This window comes from Paenibacillus sp. 10L310 (genome assembly GCF_056395745.1).
On the sequence record NZ_JBFTKC010000016.1, the window covers coordinates 13575 to 35173 of the forward strand.

The 21599-nt window shown below is 46.7% G+C and carries 17 protein-coding genes; 9 read left to right on the plus strand and 8 right to left on the minus strand.

Annotated features, from left to right (window positions below):
* Nucleotides 1–95: 95 nt before the first annotated feature.
* The 8 genes from AC1DE7_RS24930 to AC1DE7_RS24965 all read left to right on the plus strand — a co-directional run bounded on the left by AC1DE7_RS24930 (nt 96) and on the right by AC1DE7_RS24965 (nt 8823).
* Nucleotides 96–1409, plus strand: coding sequence for an extracellular solute-binding protein (locus AC1DE7_RS24930; protein WP_282319728.1), 1314 nt, complete (start codon nt 96–98; stop codon nt 1407–1409).
* Between the two features lie 144 nt (nt 1410–1553).
* Entirely contained in the window at nt 1554–2423 is an 870-nt protein-coding gene (locus tag AC1DE7_RS24935) for a carbohydrate ABC transporter permease (protein WP_477535385.1), read from the plus strand.
* 15 nt (nt 2424–2438) lie between these two features.
* The gene (locus tag AC1DE7_RS24940) at nt 2439–3314 is read left to right on the plus strand and encodes a carbohydrate ABC transporter permease (RefSeq protein ID WP_477535386.1); all 876 of its coding nucleotides are present in this window, start codon (nt 2439–2441) and stop codon (nt 3312–3314) included.
* Between the two features lie 187 nt (nt 3315–3501).
* Entirely contained in the window at nt 3502–4143 is a 642-nt protein-coding gene (locus AC1DE7_RS24945) for a polysaccharide deacetylase family protein (protein WP_477535387.1), read from the plus strand.
* Between the two features lie 148 nt (nt 4144–4291).
* Nucleotides 4292–5545, plus strand: a complete 1254-nt coding sequence (locus AC1DE7_RS24950) for a mechanosensitive ion channel family protein (RefSeq protein WP_036616263.1) — start codon at nt 4292–4294, stop codon at nt 5543–5545.
* 382 nt (nt 5546–5927) lie between these two features.
* Nucleotides 5928–6377: a hypothetical protein gene (locus tag AC1DE7_RS24955; protein ID WP_127546376.1), complete on the plus strand. Its 450-nt coding sequence runs from the start codon at nt 5928–5930 to the stop codon at nt 6375–6377.
* A 181-nt stretch (nt 6378–6558) separates the two neighbouring features.
* Nucleotides 6559–7803: a macrolide family glycosyltransferase gene (locus tag AC1DE7_RS24960; RefSeq protein WP_477535388.1), complete on the plus strand. Its 1245-nt coding sequence runs from the start codon at nt 6559–6561 to the stop codon at nt 7801–7803.
* A 165-nt stretch (nt 7804–7968) separates the two neighbouring features.
* Complete coding sequence (locus tag AC1DE7_RS24965) at nt 7969–8823, plus strand: aldo/keto reductase (protein ID WP_315370701.1); 855 nt, start codon at nt 7969–7971, stop codon at nt 8821–8823.
* A 117-nt stretch (nt 8824–8940) separates the two neighbouring features.
* On the opposite strand, the gene AC1DE7_RS24970 is transcribed toward AC1DE7_RS24965, so the two are convergent.
* On the minus strand, nt 8941–12114 hold the full coding sequence (locus tag AC1DE7_RS24970) for an alpha-mannosidase (protein WP_477535389.1): 3174 nt from the start codon (nt 12112–12114) through the stop codon (nt 8941–8943).
* 199 nt (nt 12115–12313) lie between these two features.
* Between AC1DE7_RS24970 and AC1DE7_RS24975 the strand changes: the two genes are divergently transcribed.
* Nucleotides 12314–13255, plus strand: coding sequence for an AraC family transcriptional regulator (locus tag AC1DE7_RS24975; RefSeq protein WP_477535390.1), 942 nt, complete (start codon nt 12314–12316; stop codon nt 13253–13255).
* A gap of 123 nt (nt 13256–13378) precedes the next feature.
* On the opposite strand, the gene AC1DE7_RS24980 is transcribed toward AC1DE7_RS24975, so the two are convergent.
* The 7 genes from AC1DE7_RS24980 to AC1DE7_RS25010 all read right to left on the minus strand — a co-directional run bounded on the left by AC1DE7_RS24980 (nt 13379) and on the right by AC1DE7_RS25010 (nt 21405).
* Nucleotides 13379–14062 (minus strand): ABC transporter ATP-binding protein, encoded by a 684-nt coding sequence (locus AC1DE7_RS24980; RefSeq protein ID WP_477535391.1) that lies wholly within the window; start codon nt 14060–14062, stop codon nt 13379–13381.
* Entirely contained in the window at nt 14062–15183 is a 1122-nt protein-coding gene (locus tag AC1DE7_RS24985) for an ABC transporter permease (protein WP_477535392.1), read from the minus strand. Before AC1DE7_RS24985 ends, AC1DE7_RS24980 begins: the two co-directional genes overlap by 1 nt.
* A gap of 125 nt (nt 15184–15308) precedes the next feature.
* Entirely contained in the window at nt 15309–15875 is a 567-nt protein-coding gene (locus tag AC1DE7_RS24990) for a TetR/AcrR family transcriptional regulator (RefSeq protein WP_100526455.1), read from the minus strand.
* Nucleotides 15876–16180: 305 nt separating this feature from the next.
* Nucleotides 16181–17182, minus strand: a complete 1002-nt coding sequence (pdxA, locus tag AC1DE7_RS24995) for a 4-hydroxythreonine-4-phosphate dehydrogenase PdxA (protein WP_477535393.1) — start codon at nt 17180–17182, stop codon at nt 16181–16183.
* A complete protein-coding gene (locus AC1DE7_RS25000; protein WP_076329623.1) occupies nt 17179–18474 on the minus strand; it encodes a four-carbon acid sugar kinase family protein in 1296 nt (431 codons plus the stop codon). The genes pdxA and AC1DE7_RS25000 overlap by 4 nt, the downstream gene beginning before the upstream one ends.
* A gap of 95 nt (nt 18475–18569) precedes the next feature.
* A complete protein-coding gene (locus tag AC1DE7_RS25005; protein WP_036616292.1) occupies nt 18570–19556 on the minus strand; it encodes a 2-keto-3-deoxygluconate permease in 987 nt (328 codons plus the stop codon).
* Nucleotides 19557–19722: 166 nt separating this feature from the next.
* Nucleotides 19723–21405: a PrpR N-terminal domain-containing protein gene (locus AC1DE7_RS25010; protein WP_477535394.1), complete on the minus strand. Its 1683-nt coding sequence runs from the start codon at nt 21403–21405 to the stop codon at nt 19723–19725.
* Nucleotides 21406–21599: the final 194 nt, after the last annotated feature.

Below are 21599 nucleotides of genomic sequence, written 5' to 3' on the forward strand. Positions count from 1 at the left end.
ACAAATCGATGCCTGTTTTCTAAATGGAGAACAACGCACATTTCGCCTAAAATATGGGCTAGAACGAACTAAAACACATAGGGAGGTCCATAGAGATGAAAGCGCTATTAAAAAAATCAGCAAGTCTAATTCTGACTCTGGGAATTGTAAGCAGTCTGGCGGCATGTTCATCCGGTTCATCCGGTGGTACACAGGGGGAAAGTAATGGCAAGATCAAGCTGACGCTATGGGATCAATCGGTTGGCAATACCGATCCTTCGGCCAAGCTGCTGCCCGAGATTGTTGAGAAATGGAACAGCGAGCATCCGGACATCCAGGTTGAACGTACGGGCACGACAGGAGAACAGTATAAAACCAAAGTCAAAACATCGATTGCGGCTGGTGAAGCGCCAGACCTGTTCTATGGCATGGGTGGCGGCAGCTTCATGCAGCCGTACATCAAATCCGGCAATGTGCTGGAAATCTCAAGTTACCTGACGGACGATATTAAAGAACGAATGGGCCCGGGAATGGCTGAGGCCATTAATATGGACGGCAAAATCTACACATTGCCCGTGTACACACATATCGCCAATCTTTACGTGAATACAGAACTGTTCGAGCAGGCGGGTGCCAAGATTCCGACCACCTATAACGAACTACTGGATGCAGTCTCCAAGCTGAAAGCAGCAGGAATTACACCGGCTGTGATTGGAGAGAAGGACCGCTGGCCGGGCATGTACTGGTACGACATTATTGCGATGCGTCAGGCAGGCAATGCTGCCGTGATGGAAGCCTTCAAAGATCCGTCAAAGTGGGATTCGCCCGACTTTGTAGCCGCTGCGACTAAGATGCAGCAGCTCGCGCAAGCAGGAGCGTTCAACAGTAGCATGTTCAGCATGAGCTATGACGAGATGCTTGGGGCATTTAATGCAGGCAACGGGGCGATGATGTTCCAGGCCAACTGGGTAAATGCAGGAATTGAGGACCCTTCCTCCGCAGTCAAAGGCAAAGTGAAAGTGATTCCGTTCCCAGTGTTTGAGGATGGCAAAGGCACAAATACCGAAATCTTCGGCGGAGCCGTCGATGGTTTCTACATCAACCAGAATACCAAACATTCGAAGGAAGCTGTGGAATTCCTCATGTATCTGAGCGAGCAGCTTGGTACACAAGGTTTCCTGGCTGGGGCCGGCCTGCCAAGCTGGAAAACAGATACACTCGACACGTCCAGCCTGTCCTCCCTAGATTTGTCTGCGGCAGATATTATGAAAACGGCGACCTCATTCATCGCGTGGTGGGATAACATTCTGCCAGCGGAGTCTGCCGAAGCGCACAAAAACCTGATTGCCCAGCTGCTTGCCGGCGATGTAACACCGGAGGAGTTCTGCAAACAGATGGCACAGCTCAAACCAACAGAGCTGAGCTTGTAGATCGCGCAGGCTAATATGCGCATAATCCATACACGTGTAAGCTCGTGTTGAGCTTGCCAAGCTGAAGCCTGCTAACAATGAAGATGAACCCAAACAAGGCGTGGTCCGGTATATCCCGGTCACGCCTTTGAGAGGAGAACAATAATGAACTCTGTATTTTCCAATAAAGGCACGATCGCCGTCTTTGTACTGCCGACGCTGCTTCTGTTCTGCGGCATTGTGCTTATTCCGATCTTTGTCTCCAGTTATTACAGTCTGCTGGACTGGAACGGCGTAGGCAGGGGTACATTTATCGGCCTGGACAACTATGTAGAGATGTTTAAGGATACCCGGGTGCTGAATTCGATCAAAAACTCCCTGTTATTCGCGGGTGCTTCGGTGTTCATTCAACTGCCGATCTCGCTGGTGCTCGCACTGATTCTGGCGTCCAACATCAAGGGGGAAGGTTTCTACCGGACCGTGTATTTCATCCCGGTGTTGATCTCGACGGTGGTTATTGCCCAGTTGTGGTCAAAAATCTACAATGCGGATTATGGCCTGCTGAACGTGCTGCTGCAAAGTATCGGCTTATCCAGCCTGGCACAGGATTGGCTGGGGCAGAAGGACACCGCGCTGGCGGCATCGTTTATTCCGACCTTGTGGCAGTACGTGGGGTATCACATGCTGCTGATGTATGCAGGAGCGAAGTCCGTGTCCCAGGATGTGCTCGAAGCTGCTCGAATGGATGGTGCTTCCCGTATTCGCACGGCGTGGTCCATTATGATCCCGCTGATGAAGCCAATTCTGAAGGTAAGCCTTGTTTTTTCGGTCATCGGTGCATTCAAGGTGTTTGACCTGATCTATGTGCTGACGGGAGGCGGGCCATTTTACACCACTGAAGTGCCAAGCACGCTGATGTACGCTACCATTTTTGATACGTTCCGGTACGGATATGGCAGTGCGATCTCGGTCTTTATCATTGTGGAGTGTTTGGTGTGTACGGTTCTCATTAATTCATTGTTCAAAACGGAGTAGAGGGAGGCATAAGGCATGAGTACCGTAGAAGTCATGTTGCAAAAAAAGCCCAAGCCGAGGTCCATCTCCGGACCGATCGGGAAAGTGTTCCTGCAAGCGTTTCTGATCCTCGTTGCGATTGTGCAGATCTACCCGCTCATCTGGCTGGCGCTGTTTTCCCTGAAGGATAATAGTGAGATCTTCAGCGGTGATGTGGCCGGGTTGCCCAAAGCGTTTTTGTGGAGCAACTACACCAAAGCAATGTCCGACGGCCATGTGCTGACCTATTTTATGAATAGTGTGCTGGTTACTGCGGCCTCCATTGTCCTGGTACTGATCCTGTCCTCCATGACGGGATACGCAATCACAAGAATGAACTGGAAGCTCAGCGGGGTGACGATGACGATTATTTTGCTGGGCATGATGGTGCCGATTCATGCGGCGCTGCTGCCATTGTTTATTATTTTGAAGAATCTGAGCCTGCTCAACAGCTACTGGTCTCTGATCATTCCCTATGTGGCATTTGGTATTCCGATGGCAGTATTCATTCTGGGCAGTTTTTTCAAAGGTATCCCAAGAGAAATGGAGGAGTCGGCGGTTATCGACGGCTGCGGCATATACCGGACGTTTTTCTCCATTATCCTGCCGCTTGTACGCCCGGCTATATCAACGGTAGCCATCTTCACATTTCTGTCCTGCTGGAATGAGCTGATGTTTGCGGTCACGTTTATCAATAACACGGCTTTCCAGACATTGACGGTGGGCATGATGTCGATGGTGGGAACGTACATTACGCAATGGGGTATCATTGGTGCTGGACTGATGATTACGACGGTGCCAACGGTGGTCATCTATCTACTGCTGAACAATCAGGTGCAGAAGAGTATGATCGCAGGTGCAATCAAAGGTTAGCTGGAGGCTGGACTGGAGGACGTGGCGGTAGAAGGCTCGATGCTCGCTCGCTTGTACTCTCTTTCTGGTAGATATCGGCTTGATTCGGGATTTCGCAAGGTGTGATCTCTGGACTGGACCGCGGCGTATAGACATGGAATAATAAGGGATATGAAGCCAGTCAGTTTCAGAGAGGGGTCATTATAGTATGGTCAATATCGCGATGGTAGAGCAGGAATCTGTTCGGGAAAAAGTTGTGGCGTTCACGTTTGATGATGGGCCGCATCCGGTGTATACACCTCAAGTGCTTGAGATATTCCGCCGTGCGGGTGGGCAGGCGACGTTTTTCATGATTGGCCAAGAGATGGAGACTCACCCGGAGATTGCGGTGGAGGTGCATCGTGAAGGGCATGAGATTGCCAACCATACGTACACGCATCCAGATCTGACCAAGTTGACGCTGGAGGAAGCCGGGGAGGAGCTGCAACGCGCAGAAAATCTTGTTCAAGAAGTTACGGGGCAACCTGCCCGCTGCTTTCGCCCGCCGTATTTTGGCGTAAACGATGATATACTGTCTCTGGCGGCGGAGCGTGGATATCGGACGATTGGTGCGGTGAACGGTGATGCGAGGGATTGGGACAATCCCGGTGTTGAGCACATTCTGGAGCATACCCGGTCTGCGGTGAAACCTGGCAGCGTGCTCATATTCCATGACGGGTACGGAGATCGTTCCCAGACGGTGGAGGCGGTTCGTGTGCTGGTGGAGGAACTGGTCGCGGAAGGGTACCGTCTGGTGACGGTGAGTGAGTTGCTGGACATTTCTCGTGAGCATGATGCAAAGACGACATAATCAAGTGGACCCATCATTCTTTGAATGACAGGGTCCTTTTTTAATATATATAATGCATAGGAAGAACGGAGCGGGAGCACAAACTTTGCTTGCCCTCTCAAACTACTTTATAATAATAGGCTAAACTAGATTATGTCAGGAGGAAACAATGGACTTTATCAGAAATCAACTAGAAGAACTCGGCATGAGTGGACCCTCCATTGGTTATCTTTCAAACATCATTATGATTATTTTTATAGCAGTGATCTCGATATTAGCGAATGTGATTGCCAAGCGAGTGGTACTGAAGACGGTCCATCGTATCGTAAGTAACAACCGTTTCAAGTGGGGCCATATTGTGGTTCAGAAAAATTTATTTCAGAAGCTGTCGCATCTTGTGCCAGCCATTATAATCTATTATTCTGCTTATATTTTCTCGCCCTATCAGGCCATAATTGAAAAATCAGCAATGACCTATATGATTGTTATCATGATTACGGTTCTGAATGCTCTGCTGAATGTGTTCGATGATATCTATCGTACCTATGAGGTGTCGAAGATACGCCCAATCAAGAGTTACATTCAGGTAGCCAAGATTGTCCTGTTCATTATCGGGGGCATTATCGTCATCTCCAGCCTGATCGGACAGAACCCGCTCATTATCCTTAGTGGACTTGGGGCGTTATCGGCGGTATTAATGCTCGTATTCAAAGACTCGATCCTGGGCCTCGTGGCGGGTGTACAGCTATCGTCGAACGATATGGTGCGTGTTGGTGACTGGATCGAGATGCCAAAGTATAATGCGGACGGTGATGTCATCGACATTACATTGAATACGGTAAAGGTTATGAATTTTGATAAAACGATTACGATGATTCCAAGCTACGCCCTCATTTCGGACTCGTTCCGTAACTGGAGAGGCATGCAGGTGTCCGGTGGCAGAAGGATTAAGCGGAGTATCTATATTGATATCAGCAGTATCCGTTTTTGTACGGAAGAGATGGTGGCTGAATTCGAAAAAATCCACTACCTGACTGATTATGTCACGGAAAAATTAAAGGAAATTCAAGCATACAACATGGAGCACGAGGTGAATACCGAAAGCAACGTGAACGGCAGACAACTGACAAATGTCGGTGTATTCCGGGAATATATCCATCAATATTTGAGGAATCATCCAAAAATCAATAAAGATATGACGATGATTGTGCGACAATTAGCACCGGAAGATCGCGGGCTGCCTCTGGAAATCTATGCATTCAGCAATGATATTAACTGGGGTGTATATGAGAACGTTCAGGCGGATATCTTTGACCATATCTTCGCGGTGGCGTCAACATTTGGACTACGGGCCTTCCAAAATCCAACCGGACATGACATTGTGCAACTGAAAGAGGATAAGCAATATGCGCGAGAGTACTAAGAAGATTTATTAAAATAGATGTGACGGCCACCATATTGGTGGTCGTTTTTACGTTTGGATGCCCTCCAATTCGGCCATGGGTGAGAACACGTCGAGTGTTGGCAAGTTGGCTAATTTTTAAAATCACAGGAACACATCCAAATGTTTTATTTATGAGACTGACGGTCAGTTCATGGGATAGGGTTCAGTGCAAGATAACAAAAAAGAATGTCTGCAAAAACAAGTGGACAATATGTATTTGTTTACATTATAATCTAATTAATTCCATATTTTGAAAGGAGTGATTTGGAGCTTTTTCTGATCAGGCGTGTCTATGAACGAGGGAAAAGCATGAAGTCTCTTTGGCGTGCTAACTTTTCAAAAGAAATGGAGGGAGAATGAAATGAAGAAAACATTGTATTCTGCTATTATGGTGACGCTTTTATCAGGATCGATTGTGGGTACGGCCTTGGCGGATAATTACGAGTCGAATGACACTTTGAGCAGCGCGTATAAAATCCCAACGCAAACGGTGGCCACTCCCTACGGTCCGGCTTACTGGGGTGGAAGTGCTTGGTCTTATCTATCATCCCCGACAGATGTAGACTACTTTACATTCAGAGGGCATGGCAAATCTGTCGTGCTGGGTTCTCCTTCCGGCTATGATTACGATCTGTACGCCTATGACAGCGCTGGAAATTTGGTTGCTTCTTCTACGAATACGTCAGGAGCGGATACAGTTCTTGTCGACTACAATAATGTATATTTTAAAGTGATAAGCAAAGATGGACGATACAGCGATACCGATGCTTACAGCGTAACCTTTTATAAAAGGGATGTCTGGGTGCCGTGACCAGCTCGTGAGAGTAAAAAACGTTAGGTATCGTAGACTTTAATGCTTCCGTCTCATGAATAGGAACTCTACCGCCTCAATGAGGTAGTAGAGTTTTATTTATTCAAGCCAATGGTCTGGAAGAATGGGTTACCATATCTCCCACTTGAGTGCATTGGAAAATTTAATGGAGGTGAGTGCCGTGGCACGTGTATTAGTTGTGATGATCCCTGCAGAAGGCCATATCAATCCGTCGCTTGGATTAATCAAGGAACTGGTAGAGAACGGTGATGAAGTGGTTTACTGTTGTACCGAAAAATACCGGACGAAGATTGAAGCGTTAGGCGCACAATTTAAAGCCTACTCCTTCAACGAGGCTACCCTGCTCAACAACCCTGGTATGAAGCCATTTGAACTCAAGCATCCTTACCAATTTTTATATATGATATTGGCAAAAGTTATTCAACGGTTTATTCCAGATGTTCTGAATCTGATCGAACATGAAACCTACGATTATATCATTTTTGACTCCATCATAGGCTGGGGAGGACAAATTCTAGGTGAGAAGCTAGGTATACCAACGGTATGTTCAACCAGCACCTTTGTTTTTGTGGAGCCTCTTGGGTCAGACAATCAACTGAATGATGATACGGAGGAGGTCAAGGAGTTATATAACAGCATCGTGGAAGTGTCCCAGCAAATAGCTTCCCAGTTCGATGTGGCTGTACCTTCCCTGGCGGAACTTTTAGAGCATTCAGGACAACTGAAGATTGTGTATACAAGTCGTTATTTTCAACCCATGGGGGAGAAGCTGGATGACAGCTTTGTATTCACTGGCCCATCTATTATACCCCGCAAGGATGCGCCAGGCTTTGCAAATGAATCTCTGCATGCTCTTTATAAGCAGGTCGTTTATATTTCGATGGGAACCATTTTAAATAAAGATCTTGAGTTTTATAAGCTTTGCTTTACGGCCTTTCGTGATTTGCCTGTGCAGTTTATCTTGTCTTCTGGGAAGGATACCGATTTGGAGCCCATTGCTGATCTCATTCCTGATAATTTCATCATAAGACCCTATGTCCCTCAACTGGAAGTGTTGCAGTGTGTAGATGCTTTTCTAACACATGCAGGCATGAACAGTACCAGCGAAGCTTTGTATTACAATGTACCATTAATCATGCTTCCGTTAACATCGGATCAGCCGCGTGTAGCAGGCCGGGTACAGGAGTTGGGAGCAGGGGTCATCGTGGACAAAAATAACCTTACACCCGATGTGCTTAGAAACGCAGTATTAGAAGTACTCGGTAATGCCTCCTACAAGGAGCATGCTGAGGTTATTGGGAAAACGTTACGCGATGCTGGCGGGTATAAGCAGGCTGCTATGGCTATTAAGAACTTTATAGGCAATCAACGGTTATCGGCCACGCCCATCTCTTCGTTTGAATGAAAAGGAGACCGTTCTTCATGAGAGCTAGAAGAGGAAGCCGTCACCTGACTAAAACGGAGTGGTGGCTTCCAATTGATTCAAGCGCGTATGGAGGGGTAGATAAACGGAGAGGGGCGTTATTTTCACCATATTGTTCGTATACCTTTTGCAAAGGAGAGTCTTCAGATGAATCATCAAATTCCGGAATATACATTGAACGATGGCTTGAAAGTGCCTGCAATTGGATTTGGTACCTATAGTTTAAAAGGTGAAGAAGGCGTTAAATCGATCGCGTCCGCAATGGATGCGGGTTATCGATTAATTGATACGGCGTATAACTATGAGAATGAGGCAACGGTGGGCAGAGCAATCAAACAAAGCTCCATCGCCAGAGAAGAACTGCTCATTTCCTCGAAGCTGCCGGGGCGTTATCACGCTCATGATAAAGCACTTGTGGCGATCCAGGAATCCCTGTACAGAGCGGATCTGGATTATTACGACCTGTATCTGATTCACTGGCCCAATCCGAAGAAGGACATGTATGTCGAGGCATGGCAAGCGCTGATCGAAGCCAAAAAACGTGGATATATCCGATCCATTGGAGTCAGCAACTTCCTGCCTGAGCACAATGAACGGCTGATTAAGGAAACGGGGATAGCGCCGAGTCTGAATCAGATTGAGCTGCATCCGTTCTTTGACCAAGCCGATCAGCGGGAACAGGATACAAAGCATGGCATCGTGAACGAATCCTGGAGTCCGATTGGACGTGGCAATGATGCCGTACAGGATATTCTGAAGGATGAGAACATTCTTCGGATTGCGGAAACGCATGGCAAAACGCCAACCCAGATCATTCTGCGCTGGCATGTTCAGCTGGGTTCCATTCCCATTCCGAAAGCCGGCTCCTTGCAGCATCAACAGGAAAATATCGATATATTCGATTTTGAGTTGAGCACAGAAGAGATGCAGGTCATCTCTGCATTTAATCGTCCAGATGGACGTTTGTGGGATCAGGACCCAAGCGAGTACGAAGAATTTTAAAGAACGACAAATGAAGGGCTGCTCTCATGTCAGATATGACAGGAGGCAGCCCTTTATTGCTTTATTGTTGAAGCATATTAAGCAATGTTGCAGTTTTTCATGTTGCGTAATTTCTGTTTACTGTTCAGCAGGGATACGGAAGGTCAGAATCTCATACGGTTTGATATCAAAAGAAATTCGACCATTTTCCACGGCGCATTCCGCTTCGTTATTCTCGAGCAAATCACACGCGTACGCCGTAACACCTGCTCCCTCAGGCAATTGCAGGGAAGCACGGCTGCGGCGGCCATGTGCTTCGTAGACTCGGATGATCATATCATCGTTGTTCTCGGCTTTTTTGATAACCTCCAGCACGACATTATCCTGATCGACCGATGCAATTGACCATGTTCCCGGCAACGTACCGGTTTGCGGACTTACTTCACGGGCAACCAGCGGACGGTTGAGATCATAAGCAGCTTGGATGACACGTCCTTCACGGAAGTCGCCCTGATGCGGATAGAGCGCGTAGGTGAATACGTGCTGCTCTTTGTCGGCATTTTCATTCGGGTACGTTGCGCTCTTGATCAGCGACAGTCGCATCACCGAGTTATGAATATCATATCCGTATTTGCAGTCGTTCAGCAGAGCAGCACCGTACCCGTTCTCCGCCAGATCGGCCCACTTCTGCCCGCATACTTCAAACCGGGCTTGATCCCAGCTCGTATTACGGTGGGTAGCACGCTCAACGTTGCCATACTGGATTTCGTAGACGGCCTTTTCACTCCAGATATCGAGCGGGAAGGCGGCTTTCAGCAGCAAATGCTCCTGCTTCCAGTCCACAAACGTACGGAAATCAATCCGGCGCGTATGCGCGTAGAAGATGATTGTCTGCTCAATGACCGAGTCCAGGAACTGTCGCTTCACTTGAAGCACGGAACGTACCGGCCCACTTTCAACCCACTCCAGCGACTGCAGGTCATTAATCTCCCACATATGCTGTTCATAATAATCGTCAATGTTCCATGCCTCGTATTCCGCAGGTCGATCCTCGAACACTTGCAGCACGTTACCACGCTTGCCAGACTGAAGTAGCTCACGGCCCTCCAGCTTGTCCCATACGGATGTGAACTCGGCACTTTCATTCAGGTGAATATTGTACCAAGGTGTATGGATGTGGCGCCGATCTGCTTCCCACTGTGCAACCGATACGCCCGCAACAAGCTCGTCTGTCAGATCTGGTGTGATTCGGAAGGATTTATACCCGGATGCAGGCACGTTCTCTGCAAGGAACACAAGTCCGCCTTCGGGAGTCCGCTGGCTTGGTACAGGGCGATCTCCATCATAGACCGTCACTTTTCTCGCAAAAGCAGGCAGTTCAACCACATCCGTCCGTACAAATCCGGTCGTGTTGAATACCACAATGGCTTCGCCATCAGATGTAATTCGGCTTGCAATGCCGTTCAGCGCACTGTCTTTCAGCTCATCCGTGACACGCAGCACTTCTTCATACTGCTCCTTGGAATCCACATATACCTGCTCAATGGAGCTGCCCGGGAGAATATCATGGAACTGGTTCAGCATCGTGAGCTTCCACGCATGCTCCAGTGCATCGGTTGGATAGGCCGCATGTGCATTCGCCTGACGATGAATCATGGCATATAGTTCGGCATCGGCCAGCGCAAATTCGCTATGACGGTTATACCGTTTGTTGCGCGCCATGGACGTGTAGGTACCCCGGTGATACTCCAGATACAGCTCACCCGACCAGCGAGGAACGGAAGGAACATCAGCCAGATTTTGCTCCAGCTTCTCGAAAAACTCGCGTACAAAGGTGCGTTTCACCGCAGGTACACCAGGCAATCCAACATCAAGTCGTCTGCCATGCTCCAGCATCTCTTCGGTGGGTCCGCCGCCGCCGTCTCCGAATCCGAAACATTGCAGGACATCTGCATTGATGTTTTTGTTCTGGTATCGCTGCCATGTACCTTTCACTTGCGAAGCATTAAATCGTCCATTATAGGTCGTTTCGAAGCGACGCTGCCTGAAATCAGGGTGTTTGTCATAGTCTGTTGCTGTGATAAAGTGGGTCAGGACCTCTGATCCGTCGATTCCTTTCCAGTACATCGTATCGTTTGGAATCTGGTTTGTATCATTCCAGGCAATTTTGGTTGTCATAAAATAATCAATGCCGCTCTTGCGCATAATCTGCGGCATCGCTGCACTATAACCAAATACATCCGGCAACCAGAGCACACGGTTCTCTACGCCGAATTCTTCCTTGAAGAAACGTTTGCCGTAGATAATCTGACGGATCATGGATTCACCCGAAATCAGGTTACAATCGGCTTCCAGCCACATTGAACCTTCCGCTTCCCAGCGGCCTTCGGCCACCTTTTCCTTGATTTTTTCATATAGGGATGGGTAGTCTGCTTTCAGGTATGCATACAGCTGGGGCTGAGAGGACATGAAGGTATACTCCGGGAACTTGTCCATCAGATACAATACACTCGCGAAGCTACGAATGACCTTCTCCCGAGTCTGATCCAGCGTCCACAGCCATGCCACATCGATATGCGTGTGTCCGATACAGTGCACGGTAGGGATGTGATCACCGGCAGGGCGGATATCACCATAGACATGATCTTGCAGATATCGGCGCGCTTCCAGTACCGACGCATGGAATTCTGCGCTGTTTTCCTGGCGCAAATCCAGCAAATTCACGGCTTTATTCAGATGTTCGACCAACTTCAGGCGCTCCAGATCATCCTCACGCAGTAGATCCGCAGCATCCAGCGCAGCCTTGAGATCGTAATACAAATCGGAGACTTGCTGATGATGCTCGGCGATATATACATTTAGAAAAACATCTGCGGCAGACGTACTGCAATACGCATATAATGCCAGTTCGAATTCATCACCTTTTGCCGCAGCGGGTGTCAGGTCAATTTCCGTATGGTTCACGTCTAGACCGCAGATCAGTTCCCCATTGAGGAATGCTAAGAATTGCGGATTATCGTAATTCCAGATGTCATCAGCACCAGTAACGATGGTACACACGACCTTTTTTCCTTCCAGATGATCCGGGATTCGAATGCGGGTTTTAAAGCAGCTGTGTACATCTTTGCCACCCCAGCCATCACCCTTACGGAATACGTTCCAGGAGGAAGGGTCCTCATGCACCAGTTCCCAGGAGTGGTAACCACTTTCTTTATGATAAAGCTCAGGGATATATGTCTTTGAGGTTAGTCGTGCACGTTCCAAGTGTTTCACAATGGTATGGATTCGAGTATATAAGGAATTCATTTTCATGTTGGTTTCCCACCTTGGTTTGTAGTAAGTACAGGCTGTAGTCGTTGTTGGAGTGATAATACTGCAAGCGCTAACATATCAACTCTATCATAACAAAAGAGAAATGGGCGAAACTATGTATTGTATGCTGAAAATAACGTCTTTTTATTGCATTTCATGCTAAAATAAAATCATTAGAATCAGGATAGGGGGTATGTCCATGACACCATCGGTTTTGGCATACGAGCAAGGATATGCGATCCATGTGAACCAGCCTGGAGATTCACTTTTTTATCATCTGGATTATGACGAGCGCTCCCATGAACTGAATATGGAATTTCAGCATTTCCATGATTTCTATGAAATCTGTATCCTTCTCGATCGCACAGCTGCGCACATCATTGAAGGCAGTTTATATGAGATCCAGCCTCTGGATATCGTTCTGCTGCGGCCTTCATTGCTGCATAAAACGCAATATCCGAAGGGTGCTCCGCCGAAACGATTGATGATCACCTTTGCCATGCCACGTAATACACCTGGTCTTGATAGCGGTTACAAAGAGCTGTTCTCGATTTTTGATAAACCGGTCCCGATATTCCGATTTACAGAAGAAAGACGCAAGGAAGTCCTCGCGCCAATCAATGATATTTTTGCTATATCGCAGCACCCTTCTGTCCTTCAATCGGTTATGATTCATAGCAAGTTCGTGGAGTTTCTCTGTGCTCTTCATCGTTACTCACCAGAGAACGGGTATGTGCGTGAAGAGACTGGATCAACGATGTCCAGGCGCATGTATGCCATTGCCTCTTATATTCACAGCCATTATCAGCAGGATTTATCTTTGGACGAGGTATCCAAGCGCTTTTATGTAAGTGCCCATCACTTGTCTCGCCAATTCAATAAGGTTACCGGCTTCACCTTCACAGAGTACGTGCAGATGACCCGTATTCGGAATGCCCAGCAAATGCTGCTGAATTCGAGTGAGAAAATCACAGATATTGCTGCACAGTGTGGGTTCACAAGCTTTTCCCAGTTCAATCGCATCTTCAACAAACAGAACGGAATGTCACCAAGTGCATATCGCCGAAGCAGACGTTCGCAGAGCGAGCGTGAAGTTATACTTGTGGGTGAGAGACCCGAACCACTTGGGAGCCTAGAGTGAGTGGGACGAGGAGAGTGATGGACAGACCTAAAATCTACTTAACATGTTACTCTTTTCTGAATAGAAGCTTTTTATAAAAGAAAGAATAGAGAAGAGAAATGGTATATTGTTTGGTCCATATATTTACGATTCAGCTAGGGACAAACCGCCATCATACATCCGATATACTCTGTCACAATATTCAAGCATACGCTCATCATGGGTAACCATAATGGCCGCCTTTTGGCGTGATTTCACTTCTTGCGCGATTAGACTAACCACTTCATGGGCTCGTTTGGTATCCAAACTGGCGGTTGGTTCATCGGCTAAGATGATGTTGGGATTATTCATTAAAGAACGAGCAATGGCTGTCCGTTGTTTCTCACCACCGGATAACTCTTCGGGAAAACTTTTTAACTTCAAACCCAGCCCCAGTTCTTCCAGCAGCTTGGTGGCAAATGCCTTATCCTCTTTTTTAATCGTCCCGGTCATCCTTTTTACAACTAGCAGTTGATCCAGAACATTTAGATAGGGAACTAGATTTGAAGATTGCATAATAAATCCAACTTCTTGCAGCCTTATATTAGATAGCTCTTTCTCCGTAAGCTTCGAAATATGATTTCCGTTTAGTTGAATATCTCCTTCGGAGGCTTTCAGCATGGCCCCAGCAATAGATAAGAATGTACTTTTACCAGAACCAGAAGGTCCGACTACAGCAACAAACTCCCCCGGTTCCACGGATATGGATACATGATCAAGCGCGGTGATCCGATTGTTTCCTTCGGTATAATACATGGTGACTTCCCGCATGTGCAGTCCCTTACTCATTATTCAACCCTCCCGAGCGCCTTAAGCGGATCAATCTTAGTAATTTTGCGAACAGATACCAGTGAACTTAACATAGCAATAACCAGCAAGATAATAGAATAATTGAAGACAAGACTGGTTTCCAGCTTAAATGGCATTCCTTTTGGCATAATTGCTGCTGTCCCATAAGTTAGCAAGATTCCAACAAAAATACTAGTCAGCGAAAGTACAAACACTTGCGAGATAATGGCTTTTCCCAAGAAACGGTTACTAGCGCCTATCGCTTTCATAATGCCAAACTGGTTGGTTTTTTGCATCGTAATGACATAGAAGAATACCCCGAGTACAAATGCAGAGATCGCGAGTAGAAATGCAAGCATCATTAGAATCGTACCGTTCTCTTCTTTGTATCCTGGCATTCCTTGTACAGCTGCTGCTCGGGTAACTGTATCTGTGCTGGATAACTCTTTATTTATAGCTTCTGGATCAATATTCTCGCCTTGTAACATGATCGCATTAACAGGTCCGGCAATTCCTTTATCTGAACTTGGAGCCGCGAAGGCAATCTTCCGCCATTCAGCCATTGGGGTAAATACGGATGCAACGTGGTTATACGTCTGATTCTCCACATATCCGATAATTGTCAAGGATTCAGTCGTTCCATCCAGTTGAAACGTGTCCCCAAGTTGATAGCCCTCATCTTTCATGGTTGAATTCACCACGACACCCGTAGGGTTCTCGGAAGACAGGCTTTTACCTTCTACAATAGCTGGTTCCAAAAAGCTTCCTGGGTCAATTCCTATAATCGCTATATCTACCTTATCTTCATTCTTGGTGCTATTCTCTTTCAGTGCCGTTGCCATCGTACTTCCCATGGGTGATGCAGCATCCACATTAGGAAGTTGTTCCGCCTTCGCCACCAGTTGATCTGACAGCAGTGACTTGCTCATGGAAGACTGAGCTCCTTCTTCAAAGATGACATAATCAGCCTTCATGGTCTTGAATGTTGATGCGGCTAGCGTAGATAATCCATTTCCCAGACCGGATAAAATAAATACCAACCAAGCCATTAGTACGAAGATAATGATAATCATCAAAAACTTCATTTTATTATGCATTAACTCCTTCATCGCTAAAAACATGATCTGTTCAACTCCTTCTCTATCTTTTTTTTTGACACAAGTGTCAATTTAGATGCGCGGCCACGCGGTCTTCATTATTAAACGATATAAATGACACTTGTGTCAAATTAAAGCCAAGAATAAAGTTAGCTCTTGGCTCCTCCGATCCACATTTGGAACAGCAGCTTTCCCCAATCAGGCGTAGGGATATTTAGCATATTAGGCGTATTAATTAAGTTAAAAAAAACACCAATAAGTACAGGTAGAGGAATATCTTGTCGCAGGGCTTGATCCTGCTGAGCGCGTTCAAACAAGCGTGATAATTGAATTTTTAGGGTCCTATGTGCTTCCTCAATAAATTCAAGATCTCTCGCTGCTGCAGCAGAATTAGTCGTATTAATTTTACTAGCATCTCCCAAAAGTTGATGGAGCGTAGATTCTTCTGCGTAGATCAGAAGCAGTTGCTCAAGAGCATCCATTGGATCTGTCTCATCAATGGCTAATGAATTCTCTAATACGGTTGCAATTGATCGCTTCATACAAGCAGCGACGATCTCTTCTTTATTCGCGTAATATTGATATATCGTGCTCCGGGCTCCGGACAGATGCTGTGAGAGCAGCTTGAGATGAAAACCGTCATAGCCATGCTCAAGTACTAATTTTTTAGTTGTGTCCAGTAGCTCTGTTTCAGTAAAAGATTGTTTTCGTCCCATTAAATCTCTTCCTTTTTATCATTTAAAATCGGTGTGAACTTCACGTAATCGATGTGTACTGCAGGTCTGTAGAAGTTCTTCACTTTACTTGCTTATTATGATCAGTTTAGCATATGTTTGATGGCCATAATACCAACCAAGACTATTGTTCTGGATAAATGGGCGGACGATATACAAAAGGCAAACCCTTGAACTTACAGAGGGTTTGCCTTTTTCTTTCTATTTATCGAATAACGAATATATACCGATACGAATACAATTGATCTTACGATCAGACTCACGCATGTACCGAATGAATCTTGATGTTATCCTCGATCCTTCGGCGCCAGCTCGATAGCAGAGCGAATGGCAGCCAGCATGCTTTTATCATCGGCGATATTTTTACCGGCGATATCGAAGGCCGTACCGTGGTCAACAGACGTACGGATGATACCGCCTTTCAGGCCAACGGTGATGTTCACGCCTTCTTCAATGCCCATTACCTTGATCGGTGCATGGCCTTGGTCGTGATAGGAGGCTACGACGATATCGAAGTCACCGCGACCAGCTCGGAAGAAGAGTGTGTCCGCCGGGAGTGGACCAACGACGTTAATGCCTTCCTGCTGTGCACGCTCAATGCCGGGCTGCAGTTTCTCTTCTTCTTCTCCATTACCGAACAAGCCGTTCTCTCCAGCATGAGGATTGATTCCGCATACGGCAACGCGCGGATTCTCAAAGCCTGCTTTTTTCAACGTATCATGAGCAAGCTTCACTACGGTGTAGGTTCTTTCCGGGTTAATACTTGCAATGGCATCGATCAGACCCATGTGTGTTGTCAGGTGAATAACGCGCAGATTAGGCGTGGTCAGCATCATCGAGAAGTCCTGCGTATCCGTCAGGTCAGCCAGAATCTCGGTGTGCCCCGGATACAGGTGCCCCCCTTGATGCAGAGCTTCTTTGTTCAAAGGCGCGGTGCAGATGGAGTGAATCTGCTGTGTTTTGGCAAGATCAATGGCTTTGGCGAGAAACTGGAATGCTGCATCTCCAGCCACGGCAGATACTTTACCGTATTCCAGATCCGCAGGAACGAGGTTCAGATCAATCACATCCACAGTACCGAATTCATACTTGGCTTCAGAAGGCTCTTGAATCGCGTTAACGTTCAGACTTGAACCGATGACAGGCAACACACGCTCCAGAATCTTCGCATCACCGATAACGAGTGGATTGCACTGATCGTACATTTCTTGATGACCCAGTGCTTTCATAATAATCTCCGGTCCAATACCTGCTGCGTCGCCCATCGTAATTCCAATTGTAGGTTTCATACGAGAATACCCCCTTTTAATTTTTGAATCGCATGGATAAAGACATCCGGTTTACCGAATCCGCCTGCTTTGGTAATCACATGCAGATCATCAATCCCTATAAACTTGGAGATCGGCACGCCGATTTCAAGCTCATCCAGCAACTCGAAGCCGCTAATATTCCATTTCAGACAGATTTGTTTTGCTGTATCGCCACCGGTCATGGATACCCCTTTGAACAATCCCTCTTCCAGCAGTCTGGCACAGATCTCACCCATCGCAAGTACAATCTCGTTGCTGACTTCCGTGTGATTAAGACCACGAATTTCGCCCGTTGCTCGTGCCAGTTCGATATCCACCTGTTCAGCGGTGGAGTAGAGGACAACATCTTGTCCTTCCAGCGCTTTGTCTCGAACCTCGTTATAGACACGTTCCATCTCTTCCGCGCGGTCTGCGGTTGCGGATACCGCTTTGAAGGAATGGAAGGAGACTGAAGCTACGCGGGACTTGCGCATCAAGCGATGCAGTTGCTCTCGGGAGTTTTTGTTCACGCTGCCAACCACCGTTAGGATTGGACCGGGATTCTCCGGGATATCAAGTGACGCAGCCCTGGATTCCAACTCGTAATGTGCGGGGAGGTAATTGGCAATGCCCGCCGAACCTGCCCAAGTAAAGGTATACTCCAACTCGCGAGTCATCTGCAGAATCAGTTCCAGATGTCTTTCTTCGGTGGAGTCCACCATTACATACGGGATATTCTTTGTTTTCAACTGCTCTAGCTTGGTGCGAATATGATTCTGCCCGGCTTCCAGATCGGCGACGGTGATCTCGCCAACTTCGTACTTGGTCTGTTGTTTTAACAAGTCCGGAAGGTAGGAAATCGTTACAGGTGTCTTCGGATCATGGGCAATTTCAGTATCTGCCAGCGGAACGCCGTTCAGGTAATGGATTCCTTCCAATATCGTCCGGTTATTTTTTGGATAACCCGGGGCAATCATCATAAAGTCCGGCTTTACGACATCATATACAGCATCAATCTCGATGCCGATATTACCACGCATGGTGGAGTCCATTTTTTTGAAAATCGTCTCAAATCCGTTGTTCGTCAGCAATTCAGCAGCCCGATATACACGGTCATACGCTTCCTGCGAGGATATGGAACGACTATCTGTATCAAAGACGACGGCATCGTAACGTGTAAGAGGGCCTTCATCTATATTAAAAAGAACACTGGTCTTTAAGCCGTGACGGGCAAGCTGCACCCCGCTGTCATTGGCACCGGTCAAATCATCTGCAATAATGGCTAATTTCATGCAGTCATCCCTCCTTGTAAGCACAATTTAATATAAAGTCCGTTCAGATCATCCATTAAGCACAGATTAAGCAAATTAAATCAGGTGATACCCATTTATGTGGTTGGTCGTTGATTGTATTTCTCGACTCCACCTGATTTCTCTAATCGTTTGGAGAGGAACCCGATGAAGATCGGCAACAGGATGGCTGTTGTTACAACGCTCGCTGCAATTTGCACCGTAGCAATCTCGGCAATTGGGCCAAATGAAGCATTAGCAGCCACGATGGCAGCAGGTGTACCTACGGCATTCCCGGCTGTTGAACCTTCGGAAGCACCCACGATAGGGTTCCAGCCGATGGCTTTAAAGAGCAGGAAACCGATTCCCCCCGTTAATAACACGGTTAACACACCAAGTAAAATTCCGCTAAGACCACCTTGAATGATGGAGGAGAAGCTAATGTTCATACCCAGAGCAAATGCAAAGAACGGAACAAGTTTGTCACTGCCTTTATGCAGCCATTCCGCCAGATTGCGGTCCAGATTACCAATAATGACACCAACGATGAGTGGAAGCAATACCGCAACAAAGGCCATAGGGGAAAACATACCGTTTGCAAAACCCATCGCACCAAAGATGGAGAGCGCTACCATGGTCAGGAAAGGACCATCACTGAGAGCGAGGAAAGGGTAGGCTGCTTTGTCATCTTCTTTCCCGTATTGGCCGGCGAGAGCAATGTACAAACCGCCATTAGAGTTAGTCATTGCAGCAATAATGGCCAGCGGGGCCAGACCGAGAAATAACCCGTTTGAATCCGCGAACAAAATAGCGATAAAACCAAGGGCTGCACCAATCACCCATTTGAACGTAAGCAAGGTCAAACCTTTGCCGACAGAGGAACCTGCTGTTTTAAACGTAATCTGTGTACCCGCAATGAACAGGAACAGGGCAATCAACGTACTGGCACTGTTAACAAAAAGTGCTTCCGTGAATCCGCCAATGCGCAGGGCATTCGGGAAGAATGTATTAATGGTTGCACCAAGTAACAGGGGAACGACCATCATACCGCCAGGGATGCGATCTAAAGTTGCTTTAATGTTCATAGTAGTAGCTCCTTATGAAGTAATCGTTTTTATGAAGCGCTTGCAGGGATTATATTATCCCATATCGTTTAATATAGCAACAATAAATTATTGTAAATTTTAAATACGCAGTTAACTGTTTAAAAATGCAACACATAAAAGCGATAAAAAAGACGCAAACTTAAAGTTAATCTTTAAGTTTACGCCATAATGTGGCCCGGTTAATCCCCAGACGCTCTGCGGCCTTTGATTGATTGTTATTTTCCTCCTGAAGCACGAACTGAATAACTTCTTTCTCAATCTCCTTCAGCGTACCGTTCAACTTCATTGGGCTTGAAGAAGGTTGCTGATCCAGCAAGCGGGACAAGGTAGCCGTGGTGATTACATAATCTTGTTCGTTGAGTGCAGCCTGCTTGATCAGATGTTTCAGCTGGTTGACATTCATATGTGTGATCTGATCTTGGATCAGCTGTAGAGCATCTTCTTTGATTCTCACCGCAGTAGTTCCGTATTTGTGGTAGTAATCCGTCAGGAAATGTTGCATCAGTGGAGCCAGATCCTCTGGTCTATCCGCAAGATTTGGCATCATGATTGTATTAAGCTCCAGATCAAGTGACCACTGCGGGTTCATTATCTGTTCCCCGAGTATAAACACCCCAATCTGATTTTGAAGGCAGCTCTGGATAAAGGCGAGCAACTCCGGATCTTCCATCCGTGTTTCCATGTGGTTAATCTCTACATTTCTAACCTTGGCGAGTGGTATCTTGTGCAAATGACCGGGCGGAACTTGCGAGAGATCCATCTGTAATAAGAGTCCGCCACCTGAGTACATCTGATGAATATGTTTGACCAGAAAAGATTTACCGGAATCTGCTTCACCCCGCAGATAGATGGGTTCATGATTCTCGTAGAGTGCCTGAATGTTCTGTAATACCGCCTGCATGGCAGGGGATTCGGCAACGATAGGCTCCATCGATGCGTCCGTAAACGTTGTTATGCCGAATTGTGCAAAGGCATAGGGTTGTCCTTTTTCCAGCATATATACCTTGTAGTTCTTGTTGTCCAGGGTCGTTTCATAGGCGTTAACCGTGAGCTGGTAATCGTCCACCATGAACACATTCTGGATCTGGGATTGATGGAACTCCAGACTGGTATTGGTCAGATATATGTGATTATCGGTCAGCGGATTTTTCCCAAAATCGGTCAGGTTCTCGAATACAACTTCATTCCGTTCATTTAAAATAAGTAAATTGGGATGTTCCCGTGTAACCAGGTCATTCAGGATGATCGATATCGCATGATTTTTGCTCAAATAACGGTAGACCAGCTGTGCATCCTCCATCGCTCTAAGGATGGATTCCTGGCCAGATTGGATTAATAATCCCTCCAGACCATAGGTCTTCGCGGTGTTGACGGTGATCACATCTCCAACAATCTGTCGGTACCCGGAAGCCTTCAACTCCAGGAGCAATCGTGCCACATCTTCCGAGCTATGTATGGTATAGACCTTGAGGGGCAGATCCATCAAATCAATAATCGATTGTGCACCAGAGGTGATGTTGGAGAAGCCAACAATGGCTGTTTGGCCGTTAAACTGGCTTGCCAGGGTAAGCGAACGAATCATATCATAGCCCGATAACTGCACATCAATGACGGGAATGGTCACTGCTTTTTTAATCAATTGAGCGGTTCCGCCGCGGCTGATGATAATCTCTGCACCGTTTTTCTCAGCTTGAGTTGCTAATTCCACACCGTTTGCCAAGTCGCCCACATCCGTCTGAATGGCTAACTGGGGAAAGCGAGGAATGCACTCTTGTATAATAGGAATCATCGATTCGTAGGGAGCAATAAAGTGAACTCGTGTACGCATATTTTTCCTGCCTTTATAGAAAACTTTGATCCCCTTATTATAGCCAACTTGCGAAGGAATGGCACCTATGGGGGGAAGCAACACTGCCACATCTGCAAAATGCCTGTGTGTTATGCCTTCATAACTCTCCGAGTGGAATGTGATGAAGTGCACTGAATCGAATCGTTATGTATTTCAAAATTAATGCATAATTG